17 protein-coding genes are annotated in these 21,761 nt (G+C 69.7%); 10 read left to right on the top strand and 7 right to left on the bottom strand.

The window, feature by feature from the left end; all coding sequences use genetic code 11:
• Positions 1-144: 144 nt before the first annotated feature.
• Entirely contained in the window at positions 145-4,572 is a 4,428-nt protein-coding gene (locus HDA40_RS16570; protein ID WP_253756762.1) for an ATP-dependent helicase, read from the bottom strand.
• Between the two features lie 132 nt (positions 4,573-4,704).
• Between HDA40_RS16570 and HDA40_RS16565 the strand changes: the two genes are divergently transcribed.
• On the top strand, positions 4,705-5,040 hold the full coding sequence (locus tag HDA40_RS16565; RefSeq protein ID WP_253756760.1) for a hypothetical protein: 336 nt from the start codon (positions 4,705-4,707) through the stop codon (positions 5,038-5,040).
• 91 nt (positions 5,041-5,131) lie between these two features.
• On the opposite strand, the gene leuE is transcribed toward HDA40_RS16565, so the two are convergent.
• Entirely contained in the window at positions 5,132-5,755 is a 624-nt protein-coding gene (leuE, locus tag HDA40_RS16560) for a leucine efflux protein LeuE (RefSeq protein WP_253756758.1), read from the bottom strand.
• The gene (locus HDA40_RS16555; protein ID WP_253756756.1) at positions 5,755-6,993 is read right to left on the bottom strand and encodes a bifunctional pyridoxamine 5'-phosphate oxidase family protein/GNAT family N-acetyltransferase; all 1,239 of its coding nucleotides are present in this window, start codon (positions 6,991-6,993) and stop codon (positions 5,755-5,757) included. Before HDA40_RS16555 ends, leuE begins: the two co-directional genes overlap by 1 nt.
• Positions 6,994-7,027: 34 nt before the next feature.
• Between HDA40_RS16555 and HDA40_RS16550 the strand changes: the two genes are divergently transcribed.
• The 7 genes from HDA40_RS16550 (at position 7,028) to HDA40_RS16520 (ending at position 14,991) form a co-directional block, all read left to right on the top strand.
• A complete protein-coding gene (locus HDA40_RS16550) occupies positions 7,028-8,332 on the top strand; it encodes an aminotransferase class I/II-fold pyridoxal phosphate-dependent enzyme (RefSeq protein WP_253756754.1) in 1,305 nt (434 codons plus the stop codon).
• A 93-nt stretch (positions 8,333-8,425) separates the two neighbouring features.
• Positions 8,426-9,742, top strand: coding sequence for an MFS transporter (locus tag HDA40_RS16545; RefSeq protein WP_253756752.1), 1,317 nt, complete (start codon positions 8,426-8,428; stop codon positions 9,740-9,742).
• 2 nt (positions 9,743-9,744) lie between these two features.
• Positions 9,745-9,942 (top strand): DUF3046 domain-containing protein, encoded by a 198-nt coding sequence (locus HDA40_RS16540; RefSeq protein ID WP_253763652.1) that lies wholly within the window; start codon positions 9,745-9,747, stop codon positions 9,940-9,942.
• A 163-nt stretch (positions 9,943-10,105) separates the two neighbouring features.
• The gene (gene recA / locus HDA40_RS16535; RefSeq protein ID WP_253756750.1) at positions 10,106-11,158 is read left to right on the top strand and encodes a recombinase RecA; all 1,053 of its coding nucleotides are present in this window, start codon (positions 10,106-10,108) and stop codon (positions 11,156-11,158) included.
• A gap of 401 nt (positions 11,159-11,559) precedes the next feature.
• Positions 11,560-12,348 carry a regulatory protein RecX gene (locus HDA40_RS16530; RefSeq protein ID WP_253756748.1) on the top strand — a complete coding sequence of 263 codons (789 nt, stop codon included), beginning with the start codon at positions 11,560-11,562 and terminating at the stop codon, positions 12,346-12,348.
• A 257-nt stretch (positions 12,349-12,605) separates the two neighbouring features.
• Positions 12,606-14,471, top strand: coding sequence for a ribonuclease Y (gene rny / locus HDA40_RS16525; protein WP_253756746.1), 1,866 nt, complete (start codon positions 12,606-12,608; stop codon positions 14,469-14,471).
• Between the two features lie 166 nt (positions 14,472-14,637).
• Entirely contained in the window at positions 14,638-14,991 is a 354-nt protein-coding gene (locus HDA40_RS16520; protein ID WP_253756744.1) for a hypothetical protein, read from the top strand.
• 53 nt (positions 14,992-15,044) lie between these two features.
• On the opposite strand, the gene HDA40_RS16515 is transcribed toward HDA40_RS16520, so the two are convergent.
• The 4 genes from HDA40_RS16515 to HDA40_RS16500 form a co-directional block, all read right to left on the bottom strand.
• Entirely contained in the window at positions 15,045-16,025 is a 981-nt protein-coding gene (locus HDA40_RS16515; RefSeq protein WP_253756742.1) for an amino acid ABC transporter permease, read from the bottom strand.
• On the bottom strand, positions 16,022-16,735 hold the full coding sequence (locus HDA40_RS16510; RefSeq protein WP_253756740.1) for an amino acid ABC transporter permease: 714 nt from the start codon (positions 16,733-16,735) through the stop codon (positions 16,022-16,024). Before HDA40_RS16510 ends, HDA40_RS16515 begins: the two co-directional genes overlap by 4 nt.
• A 62-nt stretch (positions 16,736-16,797) precedes the next feature.
• On the bottom strand, positions 16,798-17,658 hold the full coding sequence (locus HDA40_RS16505; RefSeq protein WP_253756738.1) for a glutamate ABC transporter substrate-binding protein: 861 nt from the start codon (positions 17,656-17,658) through the stop codon (positions 16,798-16,800).
• 78 nt (positions 17,659-17,736) lie between these two features.
• A complete protein-coding gene (locus tag HDA40_RS16500) occupies positions 17,737-18,498 on the bottom strand; it encodes an amino acid ABC transporter ATP-binding protein (RefSeq protein ID WP_275978253.1) in 762 nt (253 codons plus the stop codon).
• Between the two features lie 310 nt (positions 18,499-18,808).
• On the opposite strand from HDA40_RS16500, the gene HDA40_RS16495 reads away from it, so the two are divergent.
• On the top strand, positions 18,809-20,092 hold the full coding sequence (locus tag HDA40_RS16495; RefSeq protein ID WP_253756736.1) for a citrate synthase: 1,284 nt from the start codon (positions 18,809-18,811) through the stop codon (positions 20,090-20,092).
• Between the two features lie 128 nt (positions 20,093-20,220).
• A complete protein-coding gene (gene miaB, locus HDA40_RS16490) occupies positions 20,221-21,693 on the top strand; it encodes a tRNA (N6-isopentenyl adenosine(37)-C2)-methylthiotransferase MiaB (protein WP_372502876.1) in 1,473 nt (490 codons plus the stop codon).
• The last annotated feature ends 68 nt before the right edge of the window (positions 21,694-21,761 follow it).

Here is a 21,761-nt window from a genome sequence, read left to right as displayed (position 1 = left end):
ATAAGTTGATCTAGGCGAGAAAATGTCGCCATAGCAGCCGAAACTCGCCAAGATCACTGCGCCTCACCCGCCGACGGAGGCCCTCGCCGACCGGGAAGCCGAGTCCGCCGACGGAGGCCCAGCTCCGGCCCATCGGGGACGGGGTCAGGCGCGAAGCCGCAGTCCCCGTGGCGTCACGGTGAATCCGGCCGCGGCCAACGCCTCGCCCAGTACGCTGTCGTGCACCGCCTCGCCGTCGGCCCGTTCGACGCTGAGGCTGCCGAGTGCCCCACCTCGGACGGCTTCGGCCAGCGCCTTCGTCGCCGCCGTGAGCACGGGTCGCTCCGCCGAGAAGGTGAGCAGCGTACGCCCGCCGCGCTCGACGTAGAGGGCGAGTTCGCCGTCGGCGAGGACGACGAGTGCGCCCGCCTTACGACCGGGTCGGTGCCCGCCGTCGGCCGGGGGCCAGTCCAGCGCCGCGCCGTACGGGTTGGCCGGGTCGGTCGCCGCGAGCACTTCGGCTGGGAAGGTGCGGTCGGCGTACGACCGGAGCCGGTCAACCGCGCCGGGCAGGGCGAACTGCGCCGCACCCAACCCTTCGACGAAGTAGCCCCGGCGGGCCGCACCGCGTTCTTCCAGCCCGGACAGGACGGGGTAGACGGCCGCGAAGCCACCGGGCTGACCCTCGGCCGCTACCGCTCCGCGGGTGACGACGCCGTGCCGCTCCAGCAGCGAGTCGGCCAGCGCGGCTGCCCGCCGGGTGGGGTCGAGGTCGCGGTCGACGACCAGGTGCCAGCGCCCAGCCACGGTCGGCGGGCCTTGCCGCAGTGTGCTCAGCGAGACGCGCCCACTGCGCTGATAGCGCGAACGTCCGGGGGCGGGCCGGGACTTGTGCGCGCCGGAGCCGCCCGAGAGCAACGCTCGCACTGGGGCCAGCGTGTCGTTGCCGACCAGCCCGCCCCAGACGAGGTCCCACAGCGCCTCGACGACCTCGCTTTCGTCGGCGGCCGTGGGGAGCTGGCGGAAGAACAACGCGCCGCCGCCGAGAGCGTCGAGAATGGACTGGTGGAGCGCCGGCCACTCCTGGTCGAGCGCCGGTGGCAGCAGCAGAGGAGCGGAATCCGCGAAGGCCAACGAGATCCAGCCGTCGGCGCCTTGAATCGGTCCCGCCCCACACCAGACGACCTCGCCGGTGGCGCACAACTCGTCCAGATCGGACGGACGATAGCCATCGACCCGGGCCGGCAGGATCAGGCGCTCCAGCGCCGACGCCGGCACCGGTACGCCTTGCAACTGCGCGACGACGTCGGCGACCCCGTCCAGCCCTTTCCGGCTTCGCCCGATGCCCTGCCAGCGGGAGAGGAATCGGCCCAGCACCCGCGGCGGCACCGGCTCGATCTCCTTCCGCAGTGCGGCCAGCGACCGTCGCCGCAGCATCCGGAGGACTTCGGCGTCGCACCATTCGACGTGCCCGCCGTCCGACGCGGCGGTGAACTCGCCCGACACGACCCGGCCGGTCGCGGCGAGCCGCCGGAGCGTGTGGTCGACCACGGCCACGCCGAGCCCGAAGCGCGCCGCGCACTCATCGGCTCGGAACGGCCCGTGCGTACGCGCGTATCGGCTGATCAGGTCGGCGAGCGGATCGGGCACTGGAGCCGTGAACGCAGCCGGAAGACCCGGCGGGAGCGCCACCCCGAGCGCGTCGCGATAGCGCCCGGCGTCCTCCGCCAGGATGTAGCAGTCCTGGGCGGCCACGCGGACGCGGACGATCCGGTTGGTCCGTTCGAGCGGGGCCAGCCACTCGAACGACGCCCCGAGCGCGGTCAGCTCGTCGAGAGTCAGTTCGCCCAGCTGACGCAGTGCTTCGACGACGTCCTCGCCGTCGCGGAGCGGCCGTTCGGCCCACCGCAGACGCTGGGCGACCGCCTCGATGACGGCGGGGTCGAGCAGTTCCCGCAGCTCGACCCGGCCGAGCAGCTCGGCCAGCAGGGTCGGGTCCAGCGACAGCGCCGCCGCCCGGCGTTCGGCCAGCGGGACGTCCTCGCCGTAGAGGAAGGCGCCGACGTAGCCGAACAGCAGCGAGCGGGCGAACGGTGACGGCTTGGCCGTGCTCACGTCGATGAGGCGTACGCGTCGAGCCGCGACCGAGCGCATCAAGTCGGTCAGGGCGGGCAGGTCGAAGACGTCGCGCAGGCATTCGCGCGCCGCCTCCAGCGTGACCGGGAAGTCGGGGAAGTCCCGGGCGACGTCGAGCAACTGGGCGGCCCGCTGACGCTGCTGCCACAACGGTTGCCGCTTGCCCGGGTCGCGCCGGGGAAGCAGGAGCGACCGCGCGGCGCACTCGCGGAACCGCGACGCGAACAGGGCCGAGCCGCCGACGCCGTCGGCCACGATCATCGAGATCTCGTCGGGGTCGAAGACTAGGTCGGCCGCGCTCGGCGGTTCCTCCGCGCCCTCAGGCAGCCGGATGACGATGCCGTCGTCGGCCGCGTGGACCTGGGCGTCGACGCCGAGGCGTTCGGACAGCCGCTGCCCGATGGCCAACGCCCACGGCGCGTTGACCGGCGCTCCCAGTACGCAGTGCAGCACGATCCGCCAGTCGCCGAGTTCGTCCCGGAACCGCTCGACGAGGACGGTCCGGTCGTCGGGCAGGTGCCGGGTGGCCTCACGCTGCTCCGCCAGGTACGCCGACAGGTTCTCCCGGGCCGCCGGATCCAATCCCTCCACATCAGACGGCGTACGCAGGTAGGAGCCGATGGCCTTGCCGAGCTCGACCGGTCGCCCGGCCTGATCGCCCTTCCAGAACGGCAGCCGCGCCGGTTGGCCGGGCGCCGGCGACACCAGTACGCGATCCGGCGTGATCTCCTCGATCCGCCATGAACTGGTGCCGAGGGCGAAGACGTCGCCGACCCGGGACTCGTAGACCATCTCCTCGTCGAGTTCCCCGACGCGGGCGGGTTTCGCGGCGCCGGCGAGGAAGACGCCGAACAGCCCTCGATCGGGGATGGTGCCGCCGCTGGTGACCGCGAGGCGCTGGTTGCCGGGCCGGCCGGTGATCCGGTCGGTGGCCCGATCCCACACGATGCGCGGCCGCAGCTCGGCGAACGCGGTCGACGGGTAGCGGCCGGAAAGCATGTCGAGCACCGAGTGCAGGGCCGAGTCGGGCAGCTCCGCGAAGGGTGCGGCCCGCCGGACGAGGGTCGCGGCGTCGGCGACGGTCCACTCGTCGAGCGCCGTCATCGCCACGATGTGCTGGGCCAGCACGTCGAGCGGGCTGTGCAGGTAGTCGAGCGATTCCAGGGTGCCGCCGACCATCCGCCGCGAGACCACGGCCGAGGTGAGCAGGTCGCCACGGTGCATCGGGAAGACCACGCCACGGGAGATCGCGCCCACCTGGTGCCCGGCGCGGCCGACCCGCTGGAGGCCGGCCGAGACGCTGGGCGGCGCGCCGACCTGCACCACGAGGTCGACCGAGCCCATATCGATGCCGAGTTCGAGGCTGGAGGTGGCGACGACGGCGGGCAGCTGCCCCGATTTCAGCTGCTCCTCGATGTGCTTTCGTTCCTCTTTGGACACCGAACCGTGGTGGGCGCGGGCGATCACGCCCGGCGCTCCGTAACCCGCGCCCGCCTGCGCCATGATCTGCGCCGGCATCGGGATCGCGCGATCGAGGTCCTCCACCGCCAGCTCGTTCAGCCGGGCGCACAGCCGCTCCGAGCCTCGCCGGGAGTTGGTGAAGACGATCGTCGACCGGTGCCCCTTGATCAGCTCGTAGACCCGTTCCTCGACGGCGGGCCAGATGGAGGCGCGCCGGGGCCCCTCGTCGTCGGCCCGGCCCTCGTCGAGCGCGGTCATGTCCTCGACCGGCACCTCGACCGAGACCTCGATCGTCTTGGCCGTCGGCGGTTGGACGACCTCTACCGGCGCGGCCCCGCCGAGGAACCGGGCGGCCACCTCGGTCGGCTGCACGGTGGCCGACAGCCCGATCCGTTGCGCGGGCTTGGCCAGCAGCGCGTCCAGCCGCTCCAGCGACAGCGCCAGGTGTGCGCCGCGCTTGGTCCCCGCGACCGCGTGGACCTCGTCGAGGATCACCGTCTCGATGCCCCGCAGCGCCTCCCGTGCCTGCGAGGTGAGCAGCAGGAACAGCGACTCCGGCGTGGTGATCAGGATGTCGGCCGGGCGCTTGGCGAACACTCGCCGCTCGTCGGCGGGGGTGTCGCCGGTCCGCATCGCCACGGTCACCGCGGGCTCGGTGAGGCCGAGCCGGTCGGCGGCGTGCCGGATGCCGGTCAGCGGCGTCCGCAGGTTGCGCTCGACGTCGACCGCGAGCGCCTTGAGCGGGCTCACATAGAGGACCCGGCAGCGCTTCTCGGGTTCGGCCGGCACGGGCTCGTGGGCCAGCCGGTCCAGCGCCCACAGGAACGCCGCGAGCGTCTTGCCGGACCCGGTCGGTGCCACGACCAGGGCATGCCGCCCCGCCGCCACGGCCTGCCACGCGCCCGCCTGGGCGGCGGTGGGGGCGGCGAAGGCGGTCGAGAACCATTCCCGGGTCGCCGGGCCGAACAGCTCCAGCACGTCGGTCACGTCATCCATCCTGCCCCGAACCCCTGACAAACGGCGGCGTGCGCAAATCGTCCACCATGCAAGTCTTGCCCGTTTCGTGACTCTCGGTTACCGTCGTAGAGACGTTGAGTAGTCCATCGAATCAGCCTGGGGGTCCCAGCAATGGACGACCGTCGAATCCGCCCGCGCCGCACCGCCGCCCACGAATCAGACGTGCTGCTCCGCCAGCTCGACGGTCACCTGGCCTGGGTCCAGGTCCGCGCCCCGCACGACCTCCCGCTCGCCGAACGCATCGCGGTCACCCTCCGCCGACTGGTCGCGGAGACGACTCGCTCCAGCGCCGCGGATCGAGCACTGGTACGCGCAGCGGTGCACTTCGTCGTCGTCAGGCGGCATCGCAGTCACCAGCGCTTCGCCCGGCGACCGGTCAGCGCGGACGTGCCGGTGCTGAACGAGATCGTCACCGCCCTCGGCCGAGGCGACCTCGCCCTCACCTGACCGTGGCATCCGCCCACTGCGTTGATCATGGAGTTTCCGGTGTCGACACGCCGTCGAGACCACAGTCAACTCCATGATCAACGGGGAGGGGTTAGAGGGAAGCGGTGGCGAGGCGCAGGCTGAAGCCCAGGAACAGCACCCCGATAGCGCTCGCACCCGCGCGAGCCAACCGTCGCCGACGGCGGAACACCGCGGCGAGCCGGTCGCCGGTGAAGATGAGCGCGGTCAGGTAGAGGAAGCTGAACAGCTGCACGATCGCGCCCAGCACGGTGAAGGTCACCGCCGGGTGGGCGTACGCGGGGTCGACGAACTGGATGAAGAAGGAGATGAAGAAGAGGATCGCCTTCGGGTTCATCAGGCTGATCGTGAACGCCCGCCGGAACGGCCGATCTACCGCAGGCTCAGCTTCCTCGGCGGGGGCGGCAGCCGGCCGAGCGAACAACATCTTCAGACCGAGATACGCCAAGTACGCCGCGCCGGCGTACTTGAGGGCCAGGAACACGGGCGGGAAGGCGCGCAGCAGCGAGGCGACCCCGGCGGCCGAGGCGATCATGAGGATGGTGTCGCCGAGGAACACGCCGCAGGCGGCCTGATACCCCCGGCGTACGCCGTTCGAGGCCGCCGTCGACAGGACGTACATCGAGTTGGGGCCGGGCAGCAGGATGATCGCCACCGTGCCGAGGACATACGTCCCCAGATCTGTCACGCCGAGCATCAGGTAAGCCTAGGGCGGAGCCGCGCCCGCAAAGAAGACTGTGCCGCCGGCCACTCCTCGGCCGTCAGGCCGAAGACGAAGGTGTCCCGCCACGTGCCGTCGGACAGCTTCTTGTGCCGCCGCAGGACGCCTTCCCGGGTCGCGCCCAGGCGCTCGATCGCGGTGTGCGACCGGGTGTTGAGCGAGTTGGCCTCCCACTGGACGCGTACGCAGCCCAGGGTGTCGAACGCGTGCTGGAGCAGGAGCAGCTTCGACTCCGTGTTGATCCCGGTACGCCACCACCGTCGCCCCAATGTGGTGATGCCGATGATGACGGAGCGGTTGTGCGGGTCGACTCCGTAGAACGAGGTGGTGCCGACGATCTCGCCGGTGGCCGCGTCCCGCTGCACCCAGGGCACCCGAGCACCGCGTACGTGCTGGTCTTCGGCGTCGGCGACGAGCTGGGCCATCTCCTCGACCGTGTGCGGGGTGTCGTTGAGCAGGTAGCGCCACACCTCGTCGTCCCCGCCGACGGCGGCGAACAGGCCGGGCGCGTGGGACAGGTCCAGGCGTTCGAGGATCACGTGCTCGCCCTTGAGCGTCGGCGCCTCGTGCCACGCGCTCGGGACCGTACGCAGATAGTCGGGCAGGGGAGCGGTGACACCCTGATCCCGGCGCGCCGGGCCGACCACCGTACGCATCGGCAGCACCCCGGCCCAGTGCGGCAGCTCGAGGTCGTCCTCTTCCTCGTTGACCCCACCGGTACGCGCCCGCACGCTCACCTCGTCCAGTGCCAGTCGCAGGACGGCGGTCTGCGCGGCCTCCTTCGCGTTCGGCGGGCGGGTCGCGGCGGCCCGGCCGGCGCCGACCTTCTCCGTGAGCGCGGTGAACGCCAGGTCGCGTTCGGCCGGGTCGGTGACCGTGACGGCGACGCCGTGCGCGACCAGCGACCGGTAGTTGGCGCTGTGGTGGAACTGCGACCGGGCGAGCACCAGGCCGTCGAGGTGGGTGACGCTCAGGCAGACGCGGAGGTCGTCGGCGCGGCCGCCCAAGGCCACCCGGCCGCCGGTCGAGAAGTGCACGTAGACCACGTCGTCCACGCGTACGAACAGGGTGGGCAGGGCGCGCGGCTCGCCGTCGTGGACGAACGAGAGCGTGCAGAACCAGGCCTCGTCGAGAATGGTGTGCGCCTCCTCGCGGGAGTAGCTCATCCGGTCCTTCTCGCGGAGACTGGTGGTCCGAGGGGTCTTGGTGTACATGGTCCGCCCTTTGTTCTGGTACAGTCTCGAAACTGTGGCGGTACAGTATCAGATCTCCGGGAAGACCGCAGCCGAGATCGTGCGCAGCGTCGAGGACGGCGTGCGTACGGGTGCGCTGCGAGCAGGCGACCTGCTTCCGACGGTTCGGGCGCTCGCGGCCGAGCTGAGCGTGGCGGCGAACACCGCGGCGGCGGCGTACCAGCAACTCCGGCAGCGCGGCATCGTCGAGACGCAGGGTCGCCACGGCACCCGCGTACGCCCCGAGCCGCCGATCTCGGCCGATCGCAGCACCGGCGGGCCGGTCGTGCCGGACGGCGTACTGGATCTGGCGCTCGGCGAACCGAGTCTGCTGCCCGATCTCGGGCCCGTCCTGGCCCACGTCGCCGCGCAGGGGGTGACCGCGAACTACCGGGACGCCGGCGTGCTGCCCGAGCTGGCCGAGCGGGCCCGCGAGCGGCTGCCGGACCTGCCCGCCGACGCCGCGCTCACCGTCGTCGGCGGCGCGTTGGACGGCCTCGACCTGCTGTTCAGCACCATGCTGCGGCCCGGCGACCCGGTCGGCGTGGAGGACCCGGGCTGGGCCGCCTCACTGGATCTCGTGGCGGCGCACGGGTTGTCGGTCGTGCCGATTCCGGTCGACGACGACGGCCCGACTCCCCAAGGACTCCGAGCGGCCCTCCAGAAGGGCGTCAAGGCGGTCATCGTCACGACCAGGGCGCAGAACCCGACCGGTGCGGCGGTGACGGCACAACGCGCCCGCCAACTGGCCGTGGAACTGAAAGACCGGGATGTCCTGCTGATCGAGGACGATCACGCGGCCGAGCTGGCGGCCGTCCCGCTCGCGTCGCTGGCCGGGGTGACGCCGCGCTGGGTCTTCCTGCGCAGCGCCTCCAAGCCGTACGGACCGGATCTGCGGATCGCCGTTCTCGCGGGCGACCCCGCGACGGTCGCTCGCGTCGAGGGACGCCGTCGGCTGAGCGCCGGCTGGGTCTCCACCGTCCTGCAGCGGACGCTCGTCCGGCTGTGGGAGACCGCCGACACCTCGGCCGCCGCCCGGGAGTACGACGCCCGCCGGGACGCGCTCGTCGCCGCGTTGCGGGCCAGAGGCTTCACCGCGCACGGCCGGACCGGCATCAACGTCTGGATTCCCGTCGATGACGAGACCCGGGTCCTCACCGCGCTTCGCGATTCCGGTTACGCGGTCGCCCCGGGCAGCTTGCACCGAGTGGCCAGTCCGCCCGGCGTACGAGTAACCATCGCGAACGTGACCCAAGCGGACATCGAGCCCTTCGCGGACGCCTTCGCGGCGGCCGCGAGCGGTCGCCGCTGGACCGTCTGACCTGCGCCGGAACGAGTTGGCATCACGACTGGATGATCGTTAAGGGTAGGGTGACAGATCCACCCTCACTCCTTACCCCTCGGAGCATCCGAAGTGTCATCGGTCGATGTCGCGCGCGTCCAGCGCCGCACGGTGCGCGTCCTGGTCGCGAACGAGATCGTCAGCGGCCTCGGTGTGGCGATCGGCATCTCGGTCGGCGCGCTGCTCACGAAGGAGATGGTCGGCACCGCGCTGTCCGGCGCGGCGCAGAGCGTCGCGGTGGTCGGCGGAGCGCTGAGTGCGCTGCCCGCCAGCCGCATCATGAACCGGTACGGCCGCCGGCCCGGCCTGGCGCTGTCCTATCTGGTCGGCGCGGCCGGCGCGGTCACGGTGGTGGCCGCCGCGGCCTGGCGGCACGTCGCGCTGCTCATCGTCGGGATGTTCCTGTTCGGGGCGGGCAACACCGGTAAGTACCAGTCTCGCTACGCGGCGGCCGACCTCGCCGAGCCGGCGCAGCGTGGGCGGCAGCTCTCCTGGGTGATCTGGGCGTCCACCATCGGCGCGGTGGCCGGGCCGAACCTCGCCGCCCCGGTCGGCCGGCTCGTGGCGGGCACGGGCATCCCGGTGCTGGCCGCGCCGTATCTCGCCTCGGCCGCGACGTTCCTGGCCTGCGCTGCCTGGATCATGGCCGTGCTCCGGCCCGACCCGCTCAAGCTGGCCAAACGGCTCGCGCCGGAGCCGTCTCCGCCCGTCGCGCCGGTCGGCTCAGGCGGGGTGGCGACGGTCGCCCCGCCGGCCGCCGCAGCGGCGACGACCACCTTCCGCCAGGCCGCGACGGTGGTCTGGTCGATCACCGGCGCGCGGCTCGGCCTGGTCGCGACGGCCCTGGGCCACCTGGTGATGGTGGGCGTGATGTCCATGACGCCCATCCACATCGGAGATACACATCACGGCAGCGCCTCGCTGACCATCGTCGGGTTCGTGATCGGCCTGCACATCGCGGGCATGTACGGCCTGTCGCCGCTGGTCGGCTGGGCCACCGACCGGCTCGGGCCGCGGCGGGTCATCCTCGCCGGGGTGGTCCTGCTGACCGCGGCGTGCGCGGTCGCGGGCACCTCCGGCCATGATGTGGTACGCCTGGCGCTCGGCCTGATTCTGCTGGGTCAGGGGTGGTCGTGCACCATGGTGGCCGGTTCGACGCTGTTCGCCGCGAGCGTCCCGTTGCCGGTGAAGGCGGCCGCTCAGGGCCTGTCCGACCTGGCCACCGGGGTGGCGGGCGCGGCCGCCGGCCTGCTCTCCGGAGTGATCGTGCAGTTCGGCTCCTACCCGATGCTCACACTGCTGGCCGCGCTGGCGGTGGTGCCGCTGCTGGCGCTGACGCTGCGAACCGGGCAGGCTGGACCGGAGACACCACGGATGAGCGGACGGTGAGCATGAAGCTGAGCGACTTCTGGCGGCGGATGGGGGAGTCCTTCGGCCCCGCGTACGCGCGGTCGGTGGCCGCCGATCAAGTGTTGCCGCAGCTCGGTCAGACGATCGACGACGCGCTGCGCTCCGGGGTCGACGCGATCGTCGTCTGGCGGGCTGTCGTGGCGAATTACCCCGACCGAGTGCCGTCTCGGCTGCGCTAGCGTGTCAAGGTAGCGCATAGTACAGGTGTACGGGTATCGTCCTCGGTCGGGATGACAGTGGGGTGGCGCGGTTTTGTCAGACCCGGCGCATAACGTGTCCGGCGTGACGAAGAGCTCGACGGCGAAGGCCCCCGCGAAGGCGGGCCAACAAGGGGTGGCAGGCATGGCAGTGGCAAGTCCTGACAAGTCAAAGGCGCTCGATCTAGCGCTGGCCCAGATCGAAAAAGCCCACGGCAAGGGTTCCGTGATGCGCCTGGGCGAGCGCCCGCAGGTGCAGATGGCTGTGATTCCGACCGGCTCCATCGCCCTCGACGTGGCGCTGGGCGTCGGCGGCCTGCCGCGAGGCCGGATCGTGGAGATCTACGGCCCGGAGGCCTCGGGTAAGACGTCGCTGGCCCTGCACGCGATCGCCAACGCGCAGCGCAGCGGCGGCATCGCCGCGATCGTCGACGCCGAGCACGCGCTCGACCCGGAATACGCCCGTGCCCTCGGGGTCGACACCGACGCGCTGCTGGTCTCCCAGCCCGACACCGGCGAGCAGGCGCTGGAGATCGCGGACATGCTGGTCCGCTCCGGCGCGCTCGACCTCATCGTGATCGACTCGGTGGCCGCGCTCGTGCCGCGCGCCGAGATCGAGGGCGAGATGGGCGACAGCCACGTCGGCCTGCAGGCCCGGCTGATGAGCCAGGCGCTGCGGAAGATGACCGGTGCGCTCAACAACACGAACACCACCGCGATCTTCATCAACCAGCTGCGCGAGAAGATCGGCGTCATGTTCGGCTCGCCCGAGACCACCACCGGTGGTAAGGCGCTGAAGTTCTACGCGTCGGTCCGCCTGGACGTCCGCCGGATCGAGAGCCTGAAGGACGGCACCGAGGTCGTCGGCAACCGGACCCGGGTCAAGGTCGTCAAGAACAAGGTGTCCAGCCCGTTCCGGCAGGCCGAGTTCGACATCATGTACGGCAAGGGCATCTCCCGCGAGGGCTCGCTGATCGACGTCGGCGTCGAGCAGAGCATCATCCGTAAGGCCGGCGCCTGGTACACCTACGAGGGCGACCAGCTCGGCCAGGGCAAGGAGAAGGCGCGGGAGTTCCTCAAGGAGAACCCCGACGTCGCCGCCGAGATCGAGAAGAAGATCCTCGAGAAGCTCGGTGTGGGCGTGAACGCGGGCAACGACGAGGCCGGTGGCCCGGCGCTGCCGCCCGTCGACTTCTGATCTCTTCGCACTTCAGGGCGTGGACGCTGCTCATCGGCGACCACGCCCTTTCGCTTTCGGGCGCGCTTTCTTCCGGGGCGCGTTCGCGCTCGGGGGCCGCGTTCGCGCTCGGGGCGCGTTCGCTTTGCGGGACGCGGCCGCTTCGGGCCGCCGCCGAGGTCAGTTGATCTAGGCGAGAAAGTGTCGCTATAGCGACCCGAACTCGCCAAGATCAACTGTTGGGCCAGCCGACCGGCGAAGGCCAACCGACCGGCGAAGGCCAACCAAGCCGACGAGAGCCGGCCAAGCCGACGAGAGCCGGCCAAGCCGACGAGAGCCGGCCAAGCCGACGAGAGCCGGCGGAGGCCGGCCAGGCTGGCCAGCCGGCGGAGGCCGGCCAAGCCGACGTAAGGGGTAGCCGAATGACGATACGAGGACGCTCCGGCCGGGGGTGGGACGCCGCCCCGGCGAGGCGGCCGCGCCGGTCCCGCGCCAAGCACGTGGAGCCGGAGAACGATCCGGACCTGTGGGGCCCCGATCCAGAGGCCGCCGCGGTCGCCCCGGAGACGCCGCCGCAGAGCCTGCGAGACGGCCTCCGGGAGAAGAAGCCGGAGCCGCCCAAGGACGAGCGGGAGCGTGCCCGGGAGATCTGCCTCAACCAGCTCTCCGTACGCCCCAGGACCCGGTCCGAGCTGGCCGCGGCGATGACCAAGCGCGGCATCACCGCCGAGATCGTCGAGGAGGTGCTCGACCGCTACGACGAGGTCGGCATCATCGACGACGCCGCTTTCGCCCGCGCGTGGGTCGACTCCCGGCATCACGGCAAGGGGCTGGCCCGCCGCGCGCTCGGCCAGGAGCTGCGCCGGCGTGGCGTCGATCAGGAGGTCATCAAGGAGGCGCTGGCCGACCTGGAGGTGGAGACCGAGGAGGTCACCGCCCGGGAGCTGGTCGAGCGGAAGCTGCGGACGGTTCGCGGCGAACCTGATCAGGTCTTCCGCAAGCTGGTCAGCATGCTCGCCCGCAAGGGCTATCCCCCCGGTATCGCGTTCCGCGCCGTGAAGGACGTCCTCGCCCGGGTCAGTGACGAGGCGGAGGACTACACAGAGGGCCATAAGGTCTGGGAAATGGGCTGGGAGGCTAAGCAGGAGTGGGCCGAAGGGTTGGCCCTCGAAGCGATGGACTCGGAGGGGGAACGCCCGGATCGTGTCTGATCATGAGTTCTTGACCGGGCGACCCGTACAACCTAGCCTCGTGGTACGAGGGCGACCTCCGACCACCTTGGGTTAACACACACAACATAGATCGCGTAACAGTAGAGCAACAGTTTCAGTGTCGATCTGCCTCTCGGCATCGGCTCAGCGCTCGCCTACCTGGGCGAACGTTGATCCGGGCGCGAGTAGGTGTCGTGCACCCTCGCCGTGGTCGGGCATCGCGAAACAACTGCGTGTGACGGCGAAGGGAGCGACCCATGAGTCCGCTCGAAGGAGTGCTGACAGGCGCGGTCGTTCTGCTCGCCCTCGGTGTCGTCGCCCTGCTGTTCCTCGGCGTACGCGTCGTCAAGCACCTCGGCGTCGGCAAGCCCAAGGCGGCTCCGCTGGACGACCACTCGTTCTGGCAGCGACCCATCGCCCAGGACGACACGGAGTCCCGCCAGGTTCACGCGGCCGCCATCGAGGCGGCCGCCGCCTTGGAACAGGCCCGGGCCTTGACCGTGACCGCTCAGCGGGAGGCCAGCTCGGCCCGGGGGGACGCGACGACGGCCAAGGCCGACGCGGCGGCGGCGAAGGCGGAGTCCACGGCGGCCCGTGCCGAGGCGCAGCGCATCATCGACGTCGCCCACGCCGAGTCCGAGCAGATCCTGGAGCGGGCAAACAAGCAGGCTGAGATCGACGCCGAGCAGACCCGGCAGGCCGCCCGCCGGAGCGCCGAACGCGAGATCGGGCTGCTCACCGCGACCGCGAAGGAGCAGGCTGAGGACGCCGAACGACGGGCTCAGCGGCTCGACGAGCGGGAGCGGCGACACGCCGAGGAGGCAGATCGGCTGGCCGAGCGGGAGCGGCTCCACGGCGAGGAGGCCGAGCGGCTGGCCGAGCGCGACCGGCGGATCGCCGCCGCCGAACTCGACCTCGTCCGCTGGGAGACGGAGCTGAACAAGCGGTCAGAGGATCTCGACCGCGCCGAGGAGGGCCGCCGCCGGGAGCTGGAGCGGGTCGCCGGACTCACCGCCGACGCCGCCAAGTCCGAGCTGGTGGAGGCGGTCGAGGGCCAGGCCAAGCGGGAGGCCGCCCTCCTGGTCCGGGACATCGAGAACGACGCTCGGACCACGGCCGAAAACCGGGCGCGGCACATCGTCGTCGACGCCATCCAGCGCGTGGCGAGCGAGCAGACGGCCGAGAGCGTCGTCAGCGTCCTGCATCTGCCCTCGGACGAGATGAAGGGTCGCATCATCGGCCGCGAAGGCCGGAACATCCGGGCGTTCGAACAGGTCACCGGGGTCAACCTGATCATCGACGACACGCCCGAGGCGGTGCTGTTGTCCTGCTTCGACCCGGTACGCCGGGAGATCGGCCGGGTCACGCTGGAGAAGCTGGTCCTCGACGGCCGGATCCACCCGCACCGGATCGAGGAGGTCTACGAGACCGCGCGGGACGAGGTCGAGCGGCTGTGCCTGCGGGCGGCCGAGGACGCGCTGGTCGAGGTCGGCATCACCGAGATCCACCCGGAGCTGGTGACGATGCTGGGCCGGCTGCGCTACCGCACGTCGTACGGGCAGAACGTCCTGAAGCATCTGGTCGAGACCGCCCACATCGCCGGGATCATGGCCGCCGAGCTGCGTCTCGATCCGGCCCTCATCAAGCGGTCGGCCTTCCTGCACGACATCGGTAAGGCGCTCACCCACGAGGTGGAGGGTTCGCACGCCCTCATCGGCGCCGACCTGGCCCGCCGGTGCGGCGAGTCCGAGGAGGTCGTGCACGCCATCGAGGCGCACCACAACGAGGTCGCGCCGCAGACCATCGAGGCGGTCCTGACCCAGGCCTCCGACGCGTGCTCCGGCGGACGACCGGGGGCACGGCGGGAGAGCCTGGAGGCGTACGTGAAGCGATTGGAGCGCATCGAGGAGATCGCGGGCTCCAAGACCGGCGTCGACAAGGTGTTCGCGATGCAGGCCGGGCGGGAGATCCGAGTGATGGTACGCCCGGAGGACGTCGACGAGATCGGTGCGGCCGTGCTCGCCCGGGATGTCGCGAAGCAGATCGAGGAGGAGCTGACCTATCCCGGTCAGATCCGCGTCACCGTCGTCCGCGAGTCGCGTACCACCGAGATCGCCCGCTGACTCTCTACTGTTGAGTGTCCAAATGATCCACAGAGAAGCGCTTCGGTAGGGCATTTCAGCGCGAGAAATGGGCGTAGATTCCCAGCTCAGCGCCGGTATAGGCTCATCGGCGGGACGGCGCCGATCCCGAAACTCGGTAAGCACGAGCAGACGGGAGAACCATCACGTGATCAAGACAGCTGAGCGACTCGACGAACAGGACGACGTCCTCTACCGGATGATCCAAGGCACGCACAAGGGCGTCTCGACCGTCGGGGAAAAGCTCGCCATCCTCCGGAGCGAGACCAGGTCGAGTCTGGGGTCGATCACCCTCCGGATCAGTGGGCTCGATCGTTGTGTCGACAAGATCCAGGGTGAGCTTGTCGAAGTGCGGGATGAGCTCGTAGAGATGAAGGGTCGCCTCGACGGGATCGACGGACGCCTCGACGGGATCGACGGACGCCTCGACGGGATCGACGGACGCCTCGACGGGATCGACGGGCAGATAGGCAAGCTTGTCGCCCACTTCGGGCTCGGCTGACGGCAGAGATGCGAACGGCGCCCGTTCTTCCGAACGGGCGCCGTAACGGGAAATCAGGCGGACATGCCCGCGCCCCCGCCCGCTCCGGCAGACGCTTCGGCCACGATCGCCACACTCGGCTTGTCGACCGGCTTGTAGCCCCGGCGCGACAGCCGCTTCTGCAGGTACCCCGCGAGCTTCGACAGCGCGTAGTTCACGACGATGTACATGACACCGACGGAGAAATACATCGGGATGCCGATCGCGAGGTTCTCGCCCCGGAACGCCTCCACCATCTGCTTGGTGACACCGAGCGCCTCCTCGTAGGAGATGATGACGCCACCGAGCGAGGTGTCCTTGAGGATCACGACGACCTGGCTGATCAGGGCCGGCAGCATGACCCGGAACGCCTGCGGGAACATGACGATCCACGAGGACTGCCAGGAGTTGAGGCCGACCGCGCGGGCCGCCTCGTCCTGCCCCTGCGGCAGACCGTCCATGCCGGACCGCAGGATCTCGCCGATGACCACGCTGTTGTAGATCGTCAGGCCGATGACCAGGAACCACATCCGGTCGTCGAAGTCGATGCCCCAGATCGGCAGCACCATGAAGACGAAGAACAACGTCGTCACGACCGGCGTACCCCGGGCGATCTCGACCCAGCCCCGGGTCAGGCCGCGCCCCGCCAGGACACCGCCCCGCAGGACTGGAGCCAGCGTGAGGCCGGGGAACCGGCGGTCACGCAGTTCACGCAGCTCCCGGCGTACCAGGGCGATCAACGACCCGAGCACGAGCGAGGCGACGATGGACAGGACCGCAGCCTTGAGCGTGTTGAGCCAGCCGTCCCCCCAGCGCTCCCAGACGAGCGAGAAGTACTGGTTGTTCGGGTCGACGATCGGGCCCCACAGCTTGCCCTCGAACTGGCCGGCGTCAGCGAGCGGGCGGTAGATCCAGAAGTAGACGGCGGCGGCGATGAGCGGCACCGCGACGATGCTGCCGATGACCGTCATCGCCTTGGTACGCGGGCCGGGCGAGTCGTAGAGGACGCTGCTCATCGGCGGACCGCCTTCTTCTGCGAGCGCTCGACGGCGTCCAGCGCCAGCCCGAGCGGAATCGTCATGGTGAGGTAGCCGACCACGACGCCGAGGAACACCGGGATGGTGTCGTAGTACTCCTGGGAGACGAGTTCGTCGACGACGCCCATCAGCGTCGCGATGACACCGAAGGCCGCCGCCAGTGCCGAGTTCTTGATCATCGCGATGATGACGCTGCCGAGCGGCACCACCGCGTACTTCCACGCCTGCGGCAGCACCACGTAGCTCAGGTTCTGCCCGAAGGTCAGGCCCAGCGACCGGGCCGCCTCGGCCTGGCCGGTCGGGACGGCGCCGATGCCGGCGCGCAGCGCCTCGCAGATGAAGGCCGCGGTGTAGACCGTCAACGCGATGGTGGCGAACCGGAAGTAGGGCAGGTCCGTGCCGAGCGGGGTGATCAGCTCCTTCAACCCCGGCACCTTCAGGAAGCCCGCGTCACTGCCGAGCAGCGGCAAGGCGAACGCGGTGAAGAACATGACCACGGTCAGCGGGATGTTGCGGAAGACCGTCACGTACGCGGTTCCGACACCACGCAACGGGGGCAGCGGCGCGATGCGCAACACCGCGACGAGGCTGCCCAGGATCAGCGCGCCGATCGCGGCGAGCAGCGACATCTCCAGCGTGCCGAGATAGCCGTGCCAGAAGACGCCGAGCTTCTCGGAGAAGACCTCCACGGCGTGCCCCTTCTCTGCAAGGTGTGGCCCGGGCTAGGCAGCCCGGGCCACACGGGGTTGACTCAGTAACGCTGGATGGACAGCGCGTCCGGGATCTTGATGAGGTCCTTGAGCGAGGCGTCCCAGGCGGTCTTGTAACGGCCGTCCTTGAACGCCGTCTCGAGGACGTCGTTGATCCAGTCGCGGAAGACCTTGTCGTCCTTCTTCACGCCGATGCCGTAGGGCTCGCGGGTGAACGGCTGGCCGAGCACCTTGTACTTGTCCGGCTCCTTGCTGGCGTAGCCCGACAGGATCACGTTGTCCGTGGTCAGGGCGTCGACCTGCTTGTTGGCCAGGGCGTCCAGGCACTTCGAGTAGACGTCGAACAGCACCAGCTGGGTGTTCTTGTCCTTGAGGTACTGCTCGATGTTCTTGGCCGGGGTGGAGCCGGTCACGGAGCAGACCTTCTTGTCGCCGGCCTGGAAGGACTCCGGGCCGGTGATCGAGGTGTCGTCCTTGCGGACGAGGATGTCCTGGCCGGCGATGAAGTACGGGCCGGCGAAGGAGACCTTCTCCTTGCGGGTGTCGTTGATCGTGTACGTCGCCACGACCAGGTCCACCTTGTCCTGCACGATGTAGTCCTCGCGGACCTTCGACTGCGACTCGACCCACTCGATCTTGTCGGCGTCGATCCCCAGCTCCTTGGCCAGGATCTTGCCGATCTCGACGTCGAAGCCGGCCGGCTTGCCGTCCAGGCCCTTCAGGCCGAACAGCGGCTGGTCGAACTTCGTGCCGATCTTGATCTTGCCGGCCTTCGCCAGCTTCTCCATCGTCGAACCAGCGGCGAACTTGCTCGAAGTGTCATCATCGCTGCCGCCACAGGCGGCCGCGCCGAGCGCGAGCGCGGCGGTCAATGCCACCGCGGCGATGCGCGTCAAACGCATGGTGTCTCCTCCCTCAACACCGCAAACCGGCATCGGACCGGCAGCGGAGAACTCTGGTCGTCGCGCGACCCCGCACGGTCAGTGGGTCAGAACCTTGCCCAGGAAGTCCCGGGCGCGCTCCGTCTGCGGGTTGGCGAAGAACTCGGCCGGCGGCGCCTGCTCGACGATCTGGCCGTCGGCCATGAAGATGACCCGGTCGGCGGCGTGCCGGGCGAAGCCCATCTCGTGGGTGACCACGATCATCGTCATGCCCTCACGAGCCAGCGAGGTCATGACGTCCAGCACCTCGCCGACCATCTCCGGGTCGAGGGCGCTCGTCGGCTCGTCGAAGAGCATCGCCTTGGGGCGCATCGCCAGCGCGCGGGCGATGGCCGCCCGCTGCTGCTGACCGCCGGACAGCTGAGCCGGGTGCTTGCCGGCCTGATCGGCGATGCCGACGCGGTCCAGCAGCTGCATCGCGTGCTCGCGTGCGGCAGCCTTGGCCTCCTTGCGCACCTTCACCGGCCCGAGCATGACGTTGTCCAGGATCGTCTTGTGGGCGAACAGATTGAAGGACTGGAAGACCATGCCGACGTCGCTGCGCAGGCGCGCCAAGGGCTTGCCCTCGGCCGCGAGCGGCTTGCCGTCGAAGGTGATCGAGCCGGAGTCGATGGTCTCGAGGCGGTTGATCGCCCGGCACAGAGTCGACTTTCCGGAGCCTGAGGGGCCGATGACGACGACCACCTCACCGCGGTTCACCGAGAGGTTGACGTCCCGTAGGACGTGCAGCTTCCCGAACCACTTGTTGACACCGTCCAACTCGATCAGGGTCTGCGGCGTGGCCGGTGACGCAGTGGTCATGCAGATGTCCTCCGAGAGGTGACCGGCGAGGCGCATCCATGAGCCCGGCGCCGGCGTGAAGGGGCTTTGATGCGAAGGCAGTCTAGAGCGACCTGAGTGACAGGAAGCAACCCGTTTGGTCACGGGGTCATAACACCCTGGTGACGACGGCCTGTCCGTCCGGACTAGCGCGGGGCCCGCCGATCGCGTGACGTAGACAACACCGCTGGACCTCGCCGCACCTCGTGGCCAAGCCGTTACCGTAAACCTGAAGGGATTCACCAGAAACCTTAGAGATCCGTGACTATCACCAAGCGTGCGAGGGACCACCATGTCGGACGTAAAGCTTGAGCACCCGGGCGGGCAGATCCTCCTCCCGGTACACGAGGCGGTCGAGGGGCCGGCGGGCGCGGACGTCAGCAAGTTGCTCAGCCAGACCGGCTATGTGACCTACGACCCCGGATTCGTCAACACCGCCACGTGCTCCTCCAAGATCACCTACATCGACGGAGACGCCGGCATCCTGCGGTACCGCGGCTACCCGATCGAGCAGCTGGCCGAGAAGTCCTCCTTCCTGGAGGTCTCGTACCTGCTGATCTACGGCGAGCTGCCGACCGCGGCGGAGCTCACCGAGTTCACGGACAAGATCCGCCTGCACACGCTCCTGCACGAGGACCTGCGGCGCTTCTTCGACGGCTTCCCCCGCGACGCGCACCCGATGCCGGTGCTCTCCTCGGCGGTCACCGCGCTGTCGACCTTCTACCAGGACAGCCTCGACCCGTTCGACCAGGAGCACGTCGAGATCTCCACGATCCGCCTGCTCGCCAAGGTGCCGACGATCGCGTCCTACGCCTTCAAGAAGTCGATCGGACAGCCGCTTCTCTATCCGGACAACTCCCTCGGATACGTCGAGAACTTCCTCCGCATGACCTTCGGGGTGCCGGCGGCGGCGTACGACGTCGACCCGGTGCTCGCCCGGACCCTGGACATGCTGTTCATCCTGCACGCCGACCACGAGCAGAACTGCTCCACGTCGACGGTCCGCATCGCGGGCTCGGCTCAGGCCAACCTGTTCACCTCGATCTCGGCCGGCGTGAACGCGCTGTCCGGCCCGCTGCACGGCGGGGCCAACGAGGCGGTCCTGGAGATGCTCGGCGACATCCAGGCCGACGGCGGCGACGTCGAGGCGTTCGTCCGCCGGGTCAAGAACAAGGAGGACGGCGTCCGGCTGATGGGCTTCGGCCACCGGGTCTACAAGAACTACGACCCGCGCGCCGCCATCGTGAAGAAGGCCGCCCGGGACGTCCTGGCCCGCCTGCACAAGCCGGACCCGCTGCTGGACATCGCCATGCGGCTGGAGGAGATCGCGCTTGCCGACGACTACTTCGTCTCGCGCAAGCTCTACCCGAACGTCGACTTCTACACCGGCTTGATCTACAAGGCGATGGGCTTCCCGCCCAAGATGTTCACGGTGCTGTTCGCGCTCGGCCGGATGCCCGGCTGGATCGCCCAGTGGCGCGAGATGATCAACGACCCGGAGACGAAGATCGGCCGCCCCCGCCAGCTCTACGTCGGCTACTCGAGCCGCGACTACGTTCCGGCCGAGGATCGCTGAAACCATCATTTCGGACCCTCGCGGTGGTCCGGCCCGTCCCTCCCGCGACGCTGAAGGCTCCGCGCAAGGCCGACCCGGGCCATCCGGCCCGGGTCGGTACGCTGGGGGAGCGGGTAGGGAGGATTACGGTGTCTCGGAGCTACAAGGTCGTCACGTACGGCTGCCAGATGAACATGCACGACTCGGAACGCATCTCCGGGTTGCTGGATGCGGCCGGCTATGTGCGAGCCGAGGACGATGACGCCGACGTCGTGGTCTTCAACACCTGCGCCGTCCGTGAGAACGCCGACAATCGGCTTTACGGGAACCTTGGGCATCTGCGGCCGCAGAAGGTGAAGAACCCCGGCATGCAGATCGCCGTCGGCGGTTGCCTGGCCCAGAAGGACCAGGGCGAGATCGTCAAGAAGGCGCCCTGGGTCGACGTCGTCTTCGGTACGCACAACATCGGCTCGCTGCCGGTGCTGCTGGAGCGGGCGCGGCACAACGAGGAGGCCGAGGTCGAGATCCTCGAGTCCCTCGAAGTCTTCCCGTCGACGCTGCCGACCCGGCGTGAGTCCACCTACGCCGGTTGGGTCTCCATCTCGGTGGGCTGCAACAACACCTGCACCTTCTGCATCGTCCCGAGCCTGCGGGGCAAGGAGAAGGACCGCCGCCCCGGCGACGTGCTCGCCGAGGTGCAGGCGCTCGTCGACGAGGGCGTCCTCGAGGTGACCCTGCTCGGCCAGAACGTCAACACCTACGGAGTCGAGTTCGGCGATCGGCTCGCGTTCGGCAAGCTTCTGCGGGCGACCGGCGGGATCGAGGGGCTGGAGCGGGTTCGCTTCACCAGCCCGCATCCGGCCGCGTTCACCGACGACGTCATCGCCGCCATGGCGGAGACCTCGAACGTCTGCCACCAGCTGCACATGCCGCTTCAGTCCGGGTCGGACCGCGTACTGAAGGCGATGAAGCGCAGCTACCGGTCGGAGCGCTACCTCGGCATCCTCGACAAGGTACGCGAGTCGATGCCGGACGCCGCGATCACCACCGACATCATCGTGGGCTTCCCCGGCGAGACCGAGGAGGACTTCCAGGCCACCCTGGACGTGGTGCGGCAGGCCCGATTCGCCTCCGCGTTCACCTTCCAGTACTCGATCCGGCCCGGCACCCCGGCCGCGACGATGCCGGACCAGTTGCCGAAGCAGGTCGTCCAGGAACGCTACGAGCGCCTGATCGCGGTGGTCGAAGAGGTCACCTGGGACGAGAACAAGAAGCTGATCGGCAGCCGTCCCGAGGTGCTCGTGGCCGTGGGGGAGGGCCGTAAGGACGCCGTCACCGGTCGCATGTCCGGGCGGGCCCGCGACGGCCGCCTCGTCCACTTCGCCGTCGCGCCGGCGGAGGCCGCGACCATCCGCCCCGGCGACGTCATCACCACCGAGATCACGTACGCCGCCCCGCACCACCTCAACGCGGACGGCGCGGTGCTCAGCCATCGGCGTACGCGGGCCGGCGACGCCTTCGAGGCCGGCCGGGTGGCTCGGACGCCGGGCGTGATGCTGGGCCTGCCGACGATCGGCGCGCCCCAGCAGGCTGCGCCGACCGTCGACGCCTGCGCCTGCTGACAAAGCCAGACAAGCCAGACAAGCGAACGGCCGCCCCCCAGCAGGGAGGCGGCCGTTGCCGTGTCGGT

The organism is Hamadaea flava, assembly GCF_024172085.1.
In the GTDB taxonomy this organism is placed as follows: domain Bacteria; phylum Actinomycetota; class Actinomycetes; order Mycobacteriales; family Micromonosporaceae; genus Hamadaea; species Hamadaea flava.
Note: the sequence above shows the minus strand (reverse complement) of the source record. Positions and strands in the feature narration are given on the sequence as shown.